General features: G+C 59.3%; 16 protein-coding genes. All 16 read right to left on the bottom strand.

The window, feature by feature from the left end; translation table 11 throughout:
* Positions 1-74: 74 nt before the first annotated feature.
* The 16 genes from fliJ to HU718_RS08865 all read right to left on the bottom strand — a co-directional run bounded on the left by fliJ (position 75) and on the right by HU718_RS08865 (position 15,769).
* On the bottom strand, positions 75-527 hold the full coding sequence (gene fliJ, locus HU718_RS08940; RefSeq protein WP_034153294.1) for a flagellar export protein FliJ: 453 nt from the start codon (positions 525-527) through the stop codon (positions 75-77).
* Positions 528-533: 6 nt separating this feature from the next.
* The gene (fliI, locus tag HU718_RS08935) at positions 534-1,892 is read right to left on the bottom strand and encodes a flagellar protein export ATPase FliI (protein WP_095122692.1); all 1,359 of its coding nucleotides are present in this window, start codon (positions 1,890-1,892) and stop codon (positions 534-536) included.
* Complete coding sequence (fliH, locus tag HU718_RS08930) at positions 1,882-2,688, bottom strand: flagellar assembly protein FliH (protein WP_186616375.1); 807 nt, start codon at positions 2,686-2,688, stop codon at positions 1,882-1,884. Before fliH ends, fliI begins: the two co-directional genes overlap by 11 nt.
* Positions 2,689-2,692: 4 nt before the next feature.
* Entirely contained in the window at positions 2,693-3,712 is a 1,020-nt protein-coding gene (gene fliG, locus HU718_RS08925) for a flagellar motor switch protein FliG (RefSeq protein ID WP_007920042.1), read from the bottom strand.
* Positions 3,705-5,492 carry a flagellar basal-body MS-ring/collar protein FliF gene (gene fliF / locus HU718_RS08920; RefSeq protein WP_038363829.1) on the bottom strand — a complete coding sequence of 596 codons (1,788 nt, stop codon included), beginning with the start codon at positions 5,490-5,492 and terminating at the stop codon, positions 3,705-3,707. Before fliF ends, fliG begins: the two co-directional genes overlap by 8 nt.
* Before the next feature lie 15 nt (positions 5,493-5,507).
* A complete protein-coding gene (fliE, locus tag HU718_RS08915; RefSeq protein WP_095122696.1) occupies positions 5,508-5,837 on the bottom strand; it encodes a flagellar hook-basal body complex protein FliE in 330 nt (109 codons plus the stop codon).
* 128 nt (positions 5,838-5,965) lie between these two features.
* Positions 5,966-7,357: a sigma-54-dependent transcriptional regulator gene (locus HU718_RS08910; protein ID WP_150708274.1), complete on the bottom strand. Its 1,392-nt coding sequence runs from the start codon at positions 7,355-7,357 to the stop codon at positions 5,966-5,968.
* Positions 7,358-7,362: 5 nt separating this feature from the next.
* On the bottom strand, positions 7,363-8,556 hold the full coding sequence (locus tag HU718_RS08905; protein WP_180988111.1) for a sensor histidine kinase: 1,194 nt from the start codon (positions 8,554-8,556) through the stop codon (positions 7,363-7,365).
* A gap of 127 nt (positions 8,557-8,683) precedes the next feature.
* On the bottom strand, positions 8,684-10,159 hold the full coding sequence (locus tag HU718_RS08900; protein ID WP_007920053.1) for a sigma-54 dependent transcriptional regulator: 1,476 nt from the start codon (positions 10,157-10,159) through the stop codon (positions 8,684-8,686).
* A gap of 172 nt (positions 10,160-10,331) precedes the next feature.
* Positions 10,332-10,628, bottom strand: a complete 297-nt coding sequence (fliT, locus tag HU718_RS08895) for a flagellar protein FliT (RefSeq protein WP_095122700.1) — start codon at positions 10,626-10,628, stop codon at positions 10,332-10,334.
* Between the two features lie 11 nt (positions 10,629-10,639).
* Positions 10,640-11,038 carry a flagellar export chaperone FliS gene (gene fliS, locus HU718_RS08890; RefSeq protein WP_095122701.1) on the bottom strand — a complete coding sequence of 133 codons (399 nt, stop codon included), beginning with the start codon at positions 11,036-11,038 and terminating at the stop codon, positions 10,640-10,642.
* 129 nt (positions 11,039-11,167) lie between these two features.
* Positions 11,168-12,610, bottom strand: coding sequence for a flagellar filament capping protein FliD (fliD, locus tag HU718_RS08885; RefSeq protein ID WP_186616376.1), 1,443 nt, complete (start codon positions 12,608-12,610; stop codon positions 11,168-11,170).
* 82 nt (positions 12,611-12,692) lie between these two features.
* Positions 12,693-13,049 carry a flagellar protein FlaG gene (locus HU718_RS08880; RefSeq protein ID WP_007920057.1) on the bottom strand — a complete coding sequence of 119 codons (357 nt, stop codon included), beginning with the start codon at positions 13,047-13,049 and terminating at the stop codon, positions 12,693-12,695.
* Between the two features lie 73 nt (positions 13,050-13,122).
* Positions 13,123-13,974, bottom strand: a complete 852-nt coding sequence (locus HU718_RS08875) for a flagellin domain-containing protein (protein ID WP_007920059.1) — start codon at positions 13,972-13,974, stop codon at positions 13,123-13,125.
* A 242-nt stretch (positions 13,975-14,216) separates the two neighbouring features.
* A complete protein-coding gene (locus HU718_RS08870; RefSeq protein ID WP_150708275.1) occupies positions 14,217-14,483 on the bottom strand; it encodes a hypothetical protein in 267 nt (88 codons plus the stop codon).
* The gene (locus tag HU718_RS08865; protein WP_186616377.1) at positions 14,480-15,769 is read right to left on the bottom strand and encodes a motility associated factor glycosyltransferase family protein; all 1,290 of its coding nucleotides are present in this window, start codon (positions 15,767-15,769) and stop codon (positions 14,480-14,482) included. The genes HU718_RS08870 and HU718_RS08865 overlap by 4 nt, the downstream gene beginning before the upstream one ends.
* Positions 15,770-15,801: the final 32 nt, after the last annotated feature.

Raw genomic sequence — 15,801 nt, 5'->3', positions numbered from 1 at the left:
GATCGCAGCCTTCGGCAGCTCCTACACTGATCCCCTGTAGGAGCTGCCGAAGGCTGCGATCTCTTGATCTTGTTTCAGAAGGGATTCTGTCGCGGCAAACGCTGCGACAATTCATCGAGCAGCTTCTGCTCGCGCTTGTCCTCAAGGCGTTGCGCCTCTTCGCGATAACGTTGCACCAGTTTGCGCAGCCCTTCGACCTTGGCGAACGCCTGTTGCCATTCCTCGCGAGCCTTGTCGAGCTTGTTCTGGTGCCAGACCAGGCTCTGCCGCTGCTGATCAACCGCCGTGTCGAGTTGCGCCAGAAAGCCCTGAAAACCGAGCAGCCATTGCCCGCTTACGCCGGTGCTGCCGCGCACGATCCATTGCTGCGAGTAATCCAGCCGGAAGGCATTGAGGTCAGCCAGTTTGCTTTCAGCGACTTTGACCTGGCCCTGGAAATAGCCCAGCCGTTGCACGGCAGTTTTCTCGGCCTGCTCGGCCATGTCCACCACCGGCGCCAGACGCGCGGCTCGACTGACAGTGGCCATGACCGGTTAGCCGCCCGCCGCAGGGGCGAACAGGGTTTCGAGATAGGCCTGGCTTTCGCCCATGTTGATTTTGTCGTTGAGGCCCTGACGCTGATACCGGACCAACTGCGGTTGCAGGGAAATCGCCATGTCGGTTTCGCGGTCGCCACCGGCAACATAAGCGCCGACGCTGATCAGGTCGCGGCTCTGCTGATAACGCGACCACAACTGTTTGAAGTATTGCGCGCGCTGCATGTGTTCCGCCGAGACCACGGCCGGCATTACCCGGCTGATCGAGGCTTCGATGTCGATGGCCGGATAGTGCCCCTCTTCGGCCAAGCGCCGGGACAGCACGATGTGGCCGTCGAGCACGCCTCGCGCCGAGTCGGCAATCGGGTCCTGCTGGTCATCGCCCTCGGACAGCACGGTGTAGAACGCGGTAATCGAACCGCCGCCCTTCTCCGCGTTACCAGCGCGCTCCACCAGTTTCGGCAACTTGGCGAACACCGATGGCGGATAACCCTTGGTCGCTGGCGGCTCGCCGATGGCCAGAGCGATTTCCCGCTGCGCCTGGGCGAAACGGGTCAGCGAATCCATCAGCAACAGGACGTTCTTGCCCTTGTCGCGGAAATATTCGGCGATCCGCGTGCAGTACATCGCGGCGCGCAGACGCATCAGCGGCGCATCGTCCGCCGGCGAGGCGACGACCACGGAGCGCTTGAGGCCTTCTTCACCGAGGCTGTGCTCGATGAATTCCTTAACTTCTCGACCCCGCTCACCGATCAGGCCAACGACGATAATGTCGGCCTCGGTGAAGCGCGTCATCATGCCCAGCAACACCGATTTACCGACACCGGTACCGGCGAACAGACCCAGACGCTGGCCGCGACCGACCGTCAGCAAACCGTTGATGCAACGGATGCCAACGTCCAGCGGCACGCTGATCGGATCACGGTTGAGCGGGTTGATCGTCGGGCCGTCCATCGGCACCCAGTCTTCGGCCTTCATGCCGCCCTTGCCATCCAGCGCACGTCCGGCGCCATCGAGCACGCGACCGAGCATGCTCATGCCCATCGGCAAACGACCGGTATCAGCCAAAGGCACCACACGGGCGCCGGGGGCGATGCCGGCAACGCTGCCGACCGGCATCAGGAAAACCTTGCTGCCAGAGAAACCCATGACTTCCGCTTCCACCTGAGACGGGTGATAGCTGTCGTCATTGATCACCAGGCAACGCGTGCCCATGGCGGCGCGCAGGCCTTCGGCTTCGAGGGTGAGGCCAACCATGCGCAGCAGGCGACCTTCAAGAATCGGCGCGCCGGCAATCTCGGTAGCCTCAGCGTAAGTGCTCAGGCGCTTGGCGAAACTGGTGCGTTCAAGGCGCATCGGGGTGGTCCGCGAGCGGCTCTTCAGGCGTGGCCGCCGGTTTTACGTCTTCGGGAATATCCAGGCTCAGATCCGCATCGGCCGGATGCAAGGCCTGCTCGTGTAGCTGATCGAGCAGTTTGGCCATGACCTGAGCCACGCGGGTTTCGATGCTCGCATCGATGCGGCTGTGCTCGGTTTCAACCCGGCAGCCGCCCGGCAACAGCGATTCATCTTCGACGATGCGCCAGGTTTCCTCATGGCGCTCGCGCAGAGCCTTGGCTTGCTCGAAGTCCTGCGGATTGACGTACAGACGCACGTTGTCGACACCCAACGGCAACAGCTTGAGCGCATCGCGCATGACGTGTTCGATCTGACTGGAATCGATGGCCAGTTCGCGCTTGATCACCTGTTTGGTGATGTGTTGCACGAGGTCGACCAGCGACTTTTCAATCTGCGTGTCCTGCTCAGCGATGGGCTCGAACAGGTTCGCCATCAGTTGCTCGAGGCTGGCAAGTTTGGCGCTGAGCGCCACCTCGGCTTCCTGACGCACCTTGAGCGTGGCGCTGTGAAAACCTTCCTTTTCGCCGATGCCGAAGCCTTCGTTGTAAGCCTCCTGACGGATGCTTTCGAGTTCTTCCAGGGTCAGTGGCTGGACTTCCTCCAGCGGCACTTCTTCCATTTCCGGCGGTTCTGGCTCCGGCTCTGGCTCGGGTTCCGGTTTCGGCGGGTCGAAGCTGGGCATCGCCCAGGATTCGAAACCACGGACATCGCGGGCACGGATCAGATCCGTCACATCGTCGTCGTGCTTGTCCATGGGCTTAGATCATTTCCTCGCCACCCTTGCCACCGAGTACGATTTCGCCGGCTTCGGCCATACGACGGGCAATGGTGAGGATTTCTTTCTGTGCGGTTTCGACGTCGCTGACGCGCACCGGGCCTTTGGCCTCGAGGTCGTCGCGCAACAGTTCGGCGGCACGTTTGGACATGTTCTTGAAGATCTTCTCTTTGACGCCTTCGTCCGAACCCTTGAGGGCCAGCACCAACACGTCGGAAGACACTTCGCGCAGCAACGCCTGAATGCCACGGTCGTCGACATCGGCGAGGTTGTTGAACACGAACATGAGGTCTTCGATCTGACCGGACAGGTCTTCGTCGACTTCGCGGATCGAGTCCATGAGCTGGCCTTCGATCGAGCTGTCGAGGAAGTTCATGATGTCCGCCGCGCGTTTGATGCCACCCAGGGTGGTGCGCGAGGCATTCGAGTTGCCGGAGAACTGCTTTTCGAGAATCTGGTTGAGCTCTTTCAGTGCCGCTGGCTGTACGGTGTTCAACGACGAGACGCGCAGGATGATGTCCAGACGCACTTTGTGGTCGAAGTTGCCGAGTACTTCACCGGCCTGATCCGGGTCGAGGTATGCGACCACGATTGCCTGAATCTGCGGGTGTTCGTAGCGGATCACGTCGGCAACGGCGCGCGGCTCCATCCATTTCAGGCTGTCGAGGCCACTGGTGTTGCCACCGAGCAGGATGCGGTCGATCAAGCCGTTGGCCTTGTCTTCACCCAGGGCCTGGGTGAGCATTTTGCGCACGTAGTCGTCGGAACCGACGCCCAGGCTGGTCTGGTCGCCGACGATGTCGACGAACTCGCTCATGACCTGCTCGACCTGTTCGCGATGGACGTTGCCCATCTGCGCCATGGCCACACCCACACGCTGAACCTCTTTCGGGCCCATGTGGCGCAGCACTTGCGCGGCATCGGTCGAACCCAGGGACAGCAGCAGAATCGCGGCTTTGTCGACCTTGTTCAGTTTGACGGTTGCGGCTCGGTTATCACTCATCTGCGTTAATCCACTCTTTCACGACCTGAGCCACGCGACCCGGATCCTCGGCCACCAGACTCTTGATTGCATTCAGTTGCGCGTCATAACCCTCACTCGGGCTCGGCAACAGAATGCTCTGCGGACCACCGAGGCTCACGCGGTCGTTGGAAAGTTCGCCGTCCAGGCCGCCCATCCCGCCGAGTTCCACGTCGCTGCCAAGACCGGCCAGCTCCTTGCCTTTGCCGCCGCCGGTGATGTTGTTTAGCACCGGACGCAGCACACCAAACACCAGCACCAGGATAAACAACACACCCAGCACTTGTTTGACGATGTCCCAGAACCATGGCTGGGAGTAGAACGGAATATCGGCAATCACTTCGCCGCGCTCGGCGGAGAACGGCATGTTGATCACGCTGACGCTGTCGCCACGGCTGGCGTCGAAACCGACCGCGTCCTGGACCAGACGGGTGAAGCGCGCCAATTCGTCGGCGCTCCACGGCGCACGGCTGGTTTCGCCGTTGGCCGCGTTGACCTTGACCTGATCGTCGACAACCACCGACACCGACAGACGATTCAGGCGACCCTGCTGCTGTTTAGTGTGGCTGATGGAACGGTCGAGTTCGAAGTTCTTGGTCGATTGTTGACGCTTGTCGGCCGGGTACGGCGCGAGCATTGGCTGGCCGGTGGCCGGGTCCATGATCTGCTGACCGTTGGCGTCAACCAATGGCTGACCTGGCTGCACCATCGCGGCTGGCGCTGCGGCACCACCGGTGGTTTGCGGTGCCGAGGCTGGCGACGGCGGCTGGTTGCTCAGGGCACCCGGCACACCTTGCGGGCCATTGCTGGCGGTGCGTTGTTCGTTGACCGACTGCTCGCTGCGCAACGCCGGTTGATCCGGGTTGAACTGCTCGGCGGTCGACTCGACAGCGTTGAAATCGATGTCAGCCGAAACTTCCGCCTTGTAGCGATCGTTGCCCAATACCGGTTGCAGAATGTTGTGCACGCGCTGGGTGAGCATGCTTTCCATGCGACGGCTGTAATCGAACTGCTTGCCGGCCATGGTCATTTCGGAGTTCTCCGCCTGATCGGAGAGCAGGTTGCCCTTCTGATCGACGACGGTGATCTGCGATTTGCTCAGCTCGGGAACGGAGGTCGCCACCAGGTTGATGATCGCGATGACCTGACCTGGCTCCAGCGAACGACCGGAGTACAACTCGACCAATACCGAAGCGCTTGGCTTGCGCTCATCACGCACAAACACCGAGCTCTTCGGAATGGCCAGGTGCACGCGGGCACCCTTGACGTTGTTCAGGCTGGAAATGGTCCGGGCCAGCTCACCTTCGAGGCCACGACGGTAACGCGTCGCTTCCATGAACTGGCTGGTGCCCAGACCCTGTTCCTTGTCGAGGATTTCGAAACCGATGTTGCCGTCGCTGGGAGTGACACCAGCAGCGGCGAGTTTCATCCGTGCACGAGACAGGTCATCGGCCTTGACCAGCAAGGCGCCGGAGTTCGGTTCAACGGTGTAAGGGATGTCGGCGGAGGCCAGGGTGTCCATGACCTGCTTGGCGTCCATACCGGCAAGGCTGCCATACAACGGACGGTAATCCGGCTGCTGCGACCACAGCACCACGGCAAAGCCAATCGCCACGCTCGCAGCCAGGCCGACCAACAGGCCCACCTGACGCAGCATGGTCATCTCGGAGAGGTTTTCCAGGAAGGACAGGCCGAACAGCGGCGGTTTGCCGTCTATCGGGGTGGCCTTGGCCGGAACGTTATCGGCGACTGCTTCTGCCATGACTCAATCTCGTCCTTAAACCGGCATCTGCATGATGTCTTGATAAGCCTGAACCAGCTTGTTGCGTACCTGGGTCAGAGCCTGGAACGACACGCTGGCTTTTTGCGAAGCGACCATCACGTCCGTCAGGTCGACGCCGCTTTTGCCCACTTCAAATGCGTTGGCCAACTGAGTCGACGCGGTCTGGGTATCGCTGACCTTGTTGATCGCCTGACCGAGCATGTCGGAAAAGCTGCTGCCTCCCAGCTCAGGGACAGCGGTCGTCGATTTCGGTGCAGACATGGCGTCCAATTTCATGGCCTTCATGTCCATCATCAACCGATTAAATTCAATACCTTGGCTCATGGTCTACTCTCTTGGGCGGCCCGCAATTTTTTGACACTCACTCGGCGGGTACACAGGTATTAGCAACAAGGGTGCCAGCTCATGGGCACCCCTTTCAGAAAAGCGTTTTCAAATCGTTGCGGCAGACGTCAGGTGGCGAACAGATAACCTTCGACGTCCATCCCGGCATCGCGCATTTGCGCCAGTTTGTAGCGCAGGGTGCGCGGGCTGATGCCGAGCTTTTCTGCGGCTTCCTTGCGGCGGCCACGTTCGGCACGCAGGGTGTCGATGATCATCTGAAACTCCCGGCGGCGCAGGTCATCGCCCAGGGCGCCGGCCGAATCCGCTTCGATTTCCACCTCGCGAAGCACCGCTGAAACCGGCGCGGCGACGGGCATCGCGGTGTACGTCACGGGACCGGCCAGACAGAAATCCTGCGGCTGAATCAAACCGCCCTGCTGCAGGATCAACGCACGCTGAATGGCGTTATCCAGTTCACGCACATTGCCCGGCCACGGGTACGCAGTCAGACACGCTTGCGCGTCAGGCGAGAGTTTCGCCGCCGCATGCTTCATTTTATTGACGTGTTTGGCCAACAACCTTTCGGCCAGCGGCAGGATATCGGCAGTGCGCTCGCGAAGTGGACGCCAAGCCAGTGGGAAAACCGACAAACGGTAAAAAAGGTCTTCACGGAAACGCCCCGCCGCTACTTCGCCCGCCAGATCGCGGTTGGTGGTGGCGACCACACGAATATCCAAGGCAATGGGTTTGCGCGCGCCAACCCGCTCGACTTCGCGTTCTTGCAGCACGCGAAGCAATTTGGCTTGCAGACCCAGAGGCATTTCGGAGATTTCGTCGAGCAACAGCGTACCGCCATCGGCCTGCTCGAACTTGCCGGCCTGCGCCGCGATGGCTCCCGTGAACGAGCCCTTCTCGTGGCCGAACAACGTCGCTTCGAGCATGTTGTCCGGGATCGCCGCGCAGTTGATCGCAATGAACGGCTGACTGGCGCGATGGGATTGCTGGTGAATGTAGCGCGCCAACACTTCTTTACCGGTACCGGACTCGCCGGAAATCAGCACCGTGGAGTCGCTGCGTGCAACGCGCGCGGCCAACTCGAGCAGTTGCGCGCTCGCCGGCTCGACCGCGATCGGGCCTTCGCTTTCGCTCGCGCCAATATTGCCCAGCGCATGCCGCGCGACCAGATCGAGCAAGGCTTTAGGTTCGAAAGGTTTGACCAGATAGTCCGCTGCACCTTGGCGCATCGCATCGACCGCGCGCTCAACGGCGCCATGCGCAGTCATCAGCAACACCGGCAACTGCGGCTGACGAGCGCGCAACAATGAGAGCAATTGATGTCCGTCCATGCCTGGCATGTTGACGTCGCTGACCACCAGGCTGAATGCTTCGCGAGCGACCGCGGTCAACGCCTCCTCAGCGCTACCGACCGCATGGTAGTCATGGCCGGCCAACAACAACGTATCGGTCAGCGCTTCGCGCAACGAACGGTCATCCTCGACCAGCAAAACCTTGATGCCCATGTCGTTTACTCAGCTCCCTGTGCAGCGGAAAACAGCGGCAGGATGACCTGCGCGCACGTGCCGCGGCCGACCCGCGAACGCAACTGCAATTGTCCCTGATGCGCCCGTGCCACCGCTTTGACCACGGTCAGCCCGAGGCCAGTGCCGGTCACTTTGGTGGTAAAAAACGGCTCGCCCAGACGCTCCAGCACCAAGGGCTCGATTCCGCTGCCACTGTCGCTGACGCTGATGCGCAAGGCGTTGTCGCGGGTGTAGCAATGCACTTTCAGGCGCACGTCTGCGGCACTGGCCTGAATCGCATTTTCGATCAAATTCAAAAGCGCACCGACCAGCGTATCGCGATTGCACAACAGCTCTCCGGCATGACTGTCGCACTGCCAGCGGATGGGCAGATCCTGCACATGGGTCAGCGCCGCCGCTTGCAGCGCCTGCATCAAAGCGTTCGGAGTGAGGCGATCAGTCAACGGCAATTCACCGCGAGCGAACACCAGCATGTCGCGCACCTGGTGCTCCAATTCATGCAGGCGCTCTTTCAGCCGCCCGGCGAAACGCTGCTGAGTGGCGACTGGCAGTTCCTGCTCAGTCAAATGACTGGCGTAGAGCAAAGCGGCGGACAGCGGCGTGCGGATCTGGTGGGCCAGCGAAGCGACCATCCGCCCCAGCGAAGACAATCGTTCGTGGCGCGCCAACTGGTCTTGCAAATGGCGGGTTTCTGTCAGGTCGTTGAGCAGCACCAATTGCCCAGGCTCGGCGTCCAGCGAACGGGTAGCAATCGACAGGCGTCGGCCGTTTTTCAAGGAAATTTCGTGACCGTCGTCCTCACGCGGGGCAAAGCAGCGAGCAATCACGTGGCGCCACAGCTCGCCTTCCAACGGCAGACCCAACAGTTCGATTGCCGCCGGATTGGCTTCGACGACGATACCGTGGCCATCGATCACGATGACACCACCAGGCAACAGGTCGAGGAGGTTTTGCAGACGGTTGGCCAGACGCTCTTTTTCCGCCAGCTCCTGCATACGCTGGGCGCTGACCACAGCCAGTTCACCCTTGAGCTCGGTGACCCGCGCTTCAAGCATGCTGTAGGAGTCCGTCAGTTGACTGGACATTTGGCTGAACAGCTCGAAGGCCTGCTCAAGACCCTGTCGGCTTGCCTGTTCTACGGAGGACGGTTGCCCCTCGGGACTGGAGGCAGAAGACATCTGGGCGGCTTGGGGCATTGTGCTTCTCGCTTGGCTGACCGTCAGTTAAACGGAACGTTGCGAGGGCTGTAGCAATACCCGTGCCTAAAAAAAACTGCTTATAAATGAAGCAGTTGAAAAACAGGCGTCAATCCTCCGCCTGTTCATCTCCATCGCGCCGGCTCATGCCGTATTTGCGCATCTTCTCGACCAGGGTGGTACGACGGATGCGCAGGCGCTCAGCGGCACGCGCCACAATGCCATTGGCATCGTCCAGTGCCTGCTGGATCAAGCCCTGCTCCAGACCACCCAGGTAGTCTTTCAGATCCAGGCCTTCCGGCGGCAGCATGGCGTTGGCGGTGAAGTCCGGCGTGTGGCCGTTAATTGCCACGCGCTCTTCAAGATCGCTGCGCAGGCTGTCGACCATTTGCTCGTCTTCGTCGTCGACGTAGCGGAATTTCTTCGGCAACTCGACCACGCCGATCACCCCGTACGGATGCATGATCGCCATGCGCTCGACCAGGTTGGCCAGCTCGCGAACGTTACCTGGCCAGCCGTGACGGCACAGCGACATGATCGCTGCCGAGTTGAAGCGGATCGAACCGCGCTTCTCGTGCTCCATGCGCGAGATCAGTTCGTTCATCAGCAACGGAATGTCTTCGACACGCTCACGCAACGGCGCCATCTCGATCGGGAACACGTTCAGGCGATAGTAGAGGTCTTCGCGGAAAGTGCCGATCTCGATCATGCTTTCGAGATTCTTGTGCGTTGCCGCGATGATGCGCACATCGACGCTCTGGGTCTTGTTGCTGCCCACGCGCTCGAAGGTGCGTTCCTGCAAGACACGCAGCAGTTTGACCTGCATCGGCAGCGGCATGTCGCCGATTTCGTCGAGGAACAGCGTACCGCCGTTGGCCAGCTCGAAACGACCGGCACGGCTGGTGATTGCACCGGTGAAGGCGCCCTTCTCGTGGCCGAACAATTCGCTTTCGAGCAGCTCTGCCGGGATCGCCCCGCAATTGACCGGCACAAATGGCGCATCGCGGCGCTTGGAGTGGTAATGCAGGTTTCGCGCAACCACTTCCTTGCCGGTCCCCGACTCGCCGAGGATCAACACACTGGCGTCGGTGTCGGCAACTTGCTGCATCATCTGGCGCACGTGCTGAATTGCACGACTGGTGCCGACAAGGCTGCGGAACAGGTTGGGTTCGCGATGACGACCGCGCTCGCGGGCCTGGTCATACATCTCGCGGTAGACCTGGGCACGGTGCAGCGAATCGAGCAATTTGCTGTAGCTGGGCGGCATTTCGAGGGTCGAAAGCACACGACGACGCTGGTCTTCAGGCAAGTCGACGGAAGAATTATCGCCCATCAACAAAACCGGAAGGAACTCATCCCAGGTTGAGAGTGTCTTTAGCAAGCCCAAAAGCGCGCCAGGAGCATTAACCGTCCCGATCAGTACGCAAATGACCTCACGACTAGACGACAAAGAGCCGACTGCCTGCTGCCAGTCATGGCTGCCGCAGGGTAAATTTTCTTCGCCAAGAAAATTTAGAATCACCGCCAGGTCGCGGCGGCGGACGCTATCGTCATCGATCAGCAGAATTTTGGTTTCACGCCACATGCAATAGCAACTTCCCTAGTCAACTCAATGCCCGAAATTAGGGGCAAGCGAGACGCTTGCAGGACACCATGTGCCTGTAGACGCCTGAAATCTGAAAACAGCCACTAGTTAAGTCAAAAAACCGTGCACAGTCAAATTTATGGCGCACATGTCTGGATTAACTGAGTGTTAATTAACCAAACAGATGGTAAACCTTTGCCGCGTTCTGCGCTTGGGTGATCTGCGACATCTCGTTGGCAATTGCTTGCCGCTCACCCATGGCCACCTCAAGAAGCTCCTTGTAGACATGGAGCAACTCTTCAAGATTGTCGCGCAACGCGACCTCGTCCAGCGAAGCCTCAGCCATGACGTCTTCCATGCAGGAACGGCAAGCCAGATCCAGCTCGCCAATGGCTTCCCAATTACGCTCGGCCAAAGCTGTGACCAACGCTTCACGGGTATCGGCGATTCGCTGCAATACAAGACTCATGACGATCTCCTTCAGAACTGCGGAGCTGGCGTAGGCGCGATCGCGTCCCAGCCTTCTTTTACCGTACTCAGCAGACCTGCAACCTCGTCGAGAATGCGCAGATCGCTGCTGATGTTCGCCTCGGCGAGGCGCTTCATCATGTAGATATACAGCCCATCCAGGTCCGCCAGCGTATCCGCACTGTTTTCCAGATCCAGACCTTCGCGCAGACCACTGACAATGCCAATCGCCTTGCTGATCGAAGTGCATTTGCCTGGAATATCCTTGCGCTCGATGGCGCCTTTGGCCTGAGCGATACGCGCCAGTCCACCTTCCATCAACATTTGCACCAGACGGTGCGGGCTCGCTTCGGATGTCTGAGCGTGTGCGCCGACTTTCTGATACTGCCGAAGGGCTAACATCGGATTCATGTTCTACCTCATTGCCACAATGACTCGTATAACCAGTGTATCGCCAACGAATCACAAAACTTTAGAGCAGAAGACAAAAACCCGGCACACGCCGATAAAGCGTAGCCGGGTTTTTGTCGTTCCTGCCTGTTACTTCGCGGATTGCTGCGCGTTCAGCGAGCTGAAGAACGACGTGATATTGCTTGCCGTAGCCTTCATCTGCCCTACCAGCAAGTCCATGGCGTTGTACTTGGCAGTCAACGTCTTGGTCAGGTTGGCCACACGCAGGTCCAGCGCCAATTGCTGCGACGTGAGGCTGCGGGTGTTGTTGGTCAGAATGGTCATGCGCTGATCAAGCAAACCGGTGGTGGTTTTACCATCAGCAGAAGCTTTGAGGTAAGGATCGACCGCTTTGCTCATGCGCGCCAACAGACCGTTCTTGTCGTCGGTGCCGGAGAACAGCTGCTGCACCTGGCCCGTCATGCCTGGCTGAGACATAGCCTTGTTGAAGGCAGTAGCGTCCAACGTCAGCTTACCGGTGTCACGATCAGTCATGACACCAATCTGCGACAGCACACCCAGCTCGCCTGGCGACGAAGTGGTCAACTGAGCTCGAATATCGGCAATCAACGTACGCGGCAGAGAATCACCGGTAAACGCCGCCTGCACCGTCAACTTGCCATCTTCGTCCGTCGTTGCCTTGGACAGGCTGTCGATGGTGGTCTTGAGCGTGTTGAAGGCATCTACGAACTGCTGAACCGAAGCCTGCAAACCCTTGGTGTTGGTATCGACAGAGACCTTCACCGCCGTAGGGCTGGCTTCCACCAGGTTCATGGTCAGGCCACTGATGGCGCCGCTCACGGTGTTGCTCTTGCTGGTAACGGCAAGACCATCAATGGTCAGCTTCGCATCCTTGGCAACATCGCCCACAGACCCGGAATCACCCGCGGTCGGGGTGGCAGACATGACCTTGGTGCCATCGATTTCCAGACCGGCAATGCCACTGACCGTCAGGTCGGAGCCGGCGCCCGTCTTGTTCGAACTGATCACCAGACGCGAAGCACCCGAGCTGTCGGTCACAATGTTGGCGGAAATACCGTTGACCCCCTGCGCCTTGTTGATGGCGTCACGGGTGGTCTGCAAGGTGGCATTGGCCGGAATATCGACATTGTAATCAGTGCCATTCTGACTGATTTTCAGGGTACCACTCGGAATGGCACTGGCCGCACCGCCGGCAAACGATGCACTGGCTACTTTCGAGCCGGTGGCCAGGTTATTCACCACGACACTGTATGTACCCGAAACAGCCGTGTTATCGGAGGTAGCGGTCAGTGTTGTCGGGGTAGCCGAGGTCGCCGTGTAGCCGGCAAACGCAGGGTTGGTCTTGCTGCCCAGATCGGTCATTGCCTTCTGGTAGGCGGCCAATGCGCTTTTCAGCGTACCGACACCGGAAATCTTCAGGGTGTTGGTTTTGGTCGCATTATCGATCTGCGTCTGCTTCGGCGACTTGTCGGCGTTGACCAGCGCGGTCACGATCGCGCCGATGTCCAGGCCGGAACCCAGTCCGGAACCCGGTAGAATTGGACTTGCCATGTGCATCTCCCTTCAGATTGTTGCCATTCTTTTGACCGTTACATGCGTCTTGAGAACGGACAAACACTATTCATGCCAGCTATCAGACTTTGGCGTCGAACAACACGTGACTGGCGTTGGCCAGACTGTCTGCCAGCTTCAAGGCTTCTGCGGAGGGAATCTGTCGAACGACCTCACCCGTCTCGCTTGCGATCACTTTGACAATGACCTTGCCGGAATGCTCGTCAATCGAGAACTCCAGATTGCGCTTGATCGACTGTACAAACTTTTCGATCTCCTGCACCGCCAGTTTCAGTTTGGCGTCGTCCGAATCCTGACTCTTCGCAGCGACCGGCGCTTCAGTCTTGGCAACTTTAGGCGTCTCTGACGGTTTGTCAGCAACCGGCGTTACTGGCTTGGGAGCCGGATAAGACACGTTAAGCTTTACGCTCATGTCCATGCCCATCACCTCTTAACGTAAAAAGGCGAGAGAGCGCGACCAGCGCACTCCCCCGCCCAAACTCGATCCGAAATTACTGAAGCAGCTTCAGTACAGCGGAAGGCAGTTGGTTGGCTTGAGCCAGAACAGAGGTCGAAGCCTGTTGCAGGGTTTGCTGCTTGGTCAGGTTAGCAGTCTCTGCGGCGAAGTCGGTATCTTGTACGCGACCTTGTGCAGCAGTGGTGTTCTCGGTGATGTTCTGCAAGTTCTGGATGGTGCTGGTCAGACGGTTTTGCGAGGCACCCAGGCTGGCACGAGTTGCACCGATGGCAGCGATTGCAGCGTCGATCGCGGTGATCGCGTTGTCGATGTTCTGCGAAGCGCCAGTTACGGTAGCACCGGTCAGGGACAGAGTACCGCTACCTACCGACAGGCTTACTGCGTCGAACTTGGAGCTCAGTACCAGGTCGATGTGGTTAGCCGAACCGGTGTTTGCGCCCACTTGCAGGGTCACAGTACCAGCCGAACCGTCCAGCAGGTTTTTGCCGTTCAGGTTGGTCGAAGCCGAGATACGGGTGATCTCGTCGGACATCTGAGCGAATTCAGCGTTGGTAGCGGTCTGGTCAGCAGTGCCGTTGGTACCGTTACGTGCTTTAACAGCCAGTTCACGCATACGCTGCAGGATGTCGGTAGTAGCTTGCAGAGCGCCTTCAGCGGTCTGGGCAACGGAGATACCGTCGTTGGCGTTCTGGATGGCTTGGGTGTTACCACGGATCTGCGAGGACATACGGTTCGAGATCTGCAGGCCAGCGGCGTCGTCTTTAGCGCTGTTGATTTTCAGGCCGGAAGACAGGCGCTGCATCGAAGTCGACAGAGCGTCGGAAGCGCGGTTCAGGTTTTTCTGAACGTTCAACGACGTGGTGTTGGTGTTTACTGTTAAAGCCATGACGAATTCCTCGTTGGTTGGGTACTGCGGCTTCCGGCCCTGGCAACCGCCGGGTATGGCCTAGAGAACCTTCGTAATAGTTATCGTCGGGATTGCAGGTTGCTTGAGGGCTTTTTGAAAAAATTTTGCCATCACCCTGCCACCCCCGCGAAAACAAAGACTTAGCAGCACATCACCCGCGAAAAAATGACGTCATAAAACCGACTGCCGTGCAAACCTGCGGGCCAGTGCTGTCGGCGTGTTCAGGCCGGAACACTTCCCAGCAAATCCACCAGCTCGTACTCCATAGAGTCAGCCAGCCCCAACCAGTCCTGGCGCTCCTGGCATTCGAGCATTTGCAATAACAGTTGCGCCAACACCTGCTGAACCTCTGTCGGGGCAGACGCTAAACATTGCTGGGCCTTTTCAAACACATCGACCATCGTCAGCGCCGCCTCGACATCGCGCCCGAGGCGAAACAAACCCGCACACTGGCGACATTCATCCTTGCAGAGACTCAACGCACTCATTGCACAAACTCCGGATTGAAACCGGTTCCGGCGATCAGCGCCCCGGAGCGGCTGCTGTTGAGAAACTCGACCTGTGGATGCGCAGCGATATAGCGCTCCAGCACGCACAGATAACCGCGAAAGTTGAGCTGTGTGCTGACCCGCTGACCATGGCCATCACGCACCCAATGCCGCGCCTGATTCACCGGTGGCCCCAGCTCGCCGTCGTTCCAACCAGCATGGGTCTTGTTCATCGGGAAGGCGAAGTCAGCACCAAACAGCGTGATGCCGGTGGCGCCCATCTTTACCGCCAGATCCACCGCCGGGTGAATCACACTGCCGCCCACGTGCAACTGCGCTCGCGGGTGCTGCTCACGCAGGTTCGCGTAGATCGGGCTCGCGGAATAACCACCGTAACGCTTGCCCTTCCACGCCTTCAACACCGACGGATCGCTCATCGGCAGATACACCAGCGGAATGCCGTCGGACTCCTCGAATGGCAAATGGCGAAAGCTGATGCGCTGATCAATGCTCACCACCAGGTCAGGCACAATCCCGTGTTCGCGCAGCGGTCGATACGCAGTGTCGACACAGATGAACAACGGGCGTTCGGCGCGTTGACGGATTGCCGCCAGACGCTGGTAATGCTGCTCCAGCGTCGGCCCGGTGGCGATCACGTAGATTTCCCGGCCGGCACAGGTGCCGAACAATTGCGCCACATCCGCATCGGCGAGCAGCACCGGCAGACATTCCTGCAGACGCTGTTGAATCTCCGTTGACTGCGGATCGAAATCCCGATTGTTGAAGCTCAGGTGGACTTCGCTGACCAAGCGATCACGGACTTTCGCGTTGAAATCGTCGGCCAGCAGCATCTCGGCAGGCAGGGCAAAAAACGGCGTAAAAAAGTCTGGATGATCGCCGGCGTAAAACAACTCGACGCGCGGATCTTCCAGCCACTGGCGCTGATCGAGCAGTTGCACCACCAGCGCGAACAATGCGCCATTGAGGATGTGCACGTACAACCGCTCAAGCCCTTCGCGCTCCAGTAGCACGCTGGGCAAATCGCCGAGGCCAGTACCGTAGACATGCAATTGCGGCTTGTCCGCCAGGCTTGCCGCCTGAATCCGGGCTTCATGGATGCGGTCATGGCGGCTGGTGAGCTGAACACCATTGACGCTGAGCGTCGAACCCAACCCCTGCACCAGTTCGGCCTGGACGGTCGCAGTGTCTTCCGCCATCAGTCGTTCGAACAGCGCCGGCCAACGCCGTTGCAACACCTCGGCATTGGCTTGAAAAAACTCGCTCATGGCGCCTCGCGCTCCGTTTCAGGCAAAAAAAT

It is taken from the genome of Pseudomonas tensinigenes (assembly GCF_014268445.2).
GTDB lineage: Bacteria > Pseudomonadota > Gammaproteobacteria > Pseudomonadales > Pseudomonadaceae > Aquipseudomonas > Aquipseudomonas tensinigenes.
Note: the sequence above shows the minus strand (reverse complement) of the source record. Positions and strands in the feature narration are given on the sequence as shown.

Bases quoted from the DNA above. Each gene is read 5' to 3' on its own strand.
- fliF (WP_038363829.1), bottom strand. From the start codon at position 5,492: ATGGCAGAAGCAGTCGCCGATAACGTTCCGGCCAAGGCCACCCCGATA.
- HU718_RS08865 (WP_186616377.1), bottom strand. From the start codon at position 15,769: ATGAGCGAGTTTTTTCAAGCCAATGCCGAGGTGTTGCAACGGCGTTGG.
- HU718_RS08875 (WP_007920059.1), bottom strand. From the start codon at position 13,974: ATGGCTTTAACAGTAAACACCAACACCACGTCGTTGAACGTTCAGAAA.
- HU718_RS08900 (WP_007920053.1), bottom strand. From the start codon at position 10,159: ATGTGGCGTGAAACCAAAATTCTGCTGATCGATGACGATAGCGTCCGC.
- fliD (WP_186616376.1), bottom strand. From the start codon at position 12,610: ATGGCAAGTCCAATTCTACCGGGTTCCGGACTGGGTTCCGGCCTGGAC.
- fliS (WP_095122701.1), bottom strand. From the start codon at position 11,038: ATGAATCCGATGTTAGCCCTTCGGCAGTATCAGAAAGTCGGCGCACAC.
- HU718_RS08910 (WP_150708274.1), bottom strand. From the start codon at position 7,357: ATGGGCATCAAGGTTTTGCTGGTCGAGGATGACCGTTCGTTGCGCGAA.
- fliG (WP_007920042.1), bottom strand. From the start codon at position 3,712: ATGAGTGATAACCGAGCCGCAACCGTCAAACTGAACAAGGTCGACAAA.
- HU718_RS08870 (WP_150708275.1), bottom strand. From the start codon at position 14,483: ATGAGTGCGTTGAGTCTCTGCAAGGATGAATGTCGCCAGTGTGCGGGT.
- fliT (WP_095122700.1), bottom strand. From the start codon at position 10,628: ATGAGTCTTGTATTGCAGCGAATCGCCGATACCCGTGAAGCGTTGGTC.
- HU718_RS08905 (WP_180988111.1), bottom strand. From the start codon at position 8,556: ATGTCTTCTGCCTCCAGTCCCGAGGGGCAACCGTCCTCCGTAGAACAG.
- fliJ (WP_034153294.1), bottom strand. From the start codon at position 527: ATGGCCACTGTCAGTCGAGCCGCGCGTCTGGCGCCGGTGGTGGACATG.
- fliE (WP_095122696.1), bottom strand. From the start codon at position 5,837: ATGAGCCAAGGTATTGAATTTAATCGGTTGATGATGGACATGAAGGCC.
- HU718_RS08880 (WP_007920057.1), bottom strand. From the start codon at position 13,049: ATGGACATGAGCGTAAAGCTTAACGTGTCTTATCCGGCTCCCAAGCCA.
- fliI (WP_095122692.1), bottom strand. From the start codon at position 1,892: ATGCGCCTTGAACGCACCAGTTTCGCCAAGCGCCTGAGCACTTACGCT.
- fliH (WP_186616375.1), bottom strand. From the start codon at position 2,688: ATGGACAAGCACGACGACGATGTGACGGATCTGATCCGTGCCCGCGAT.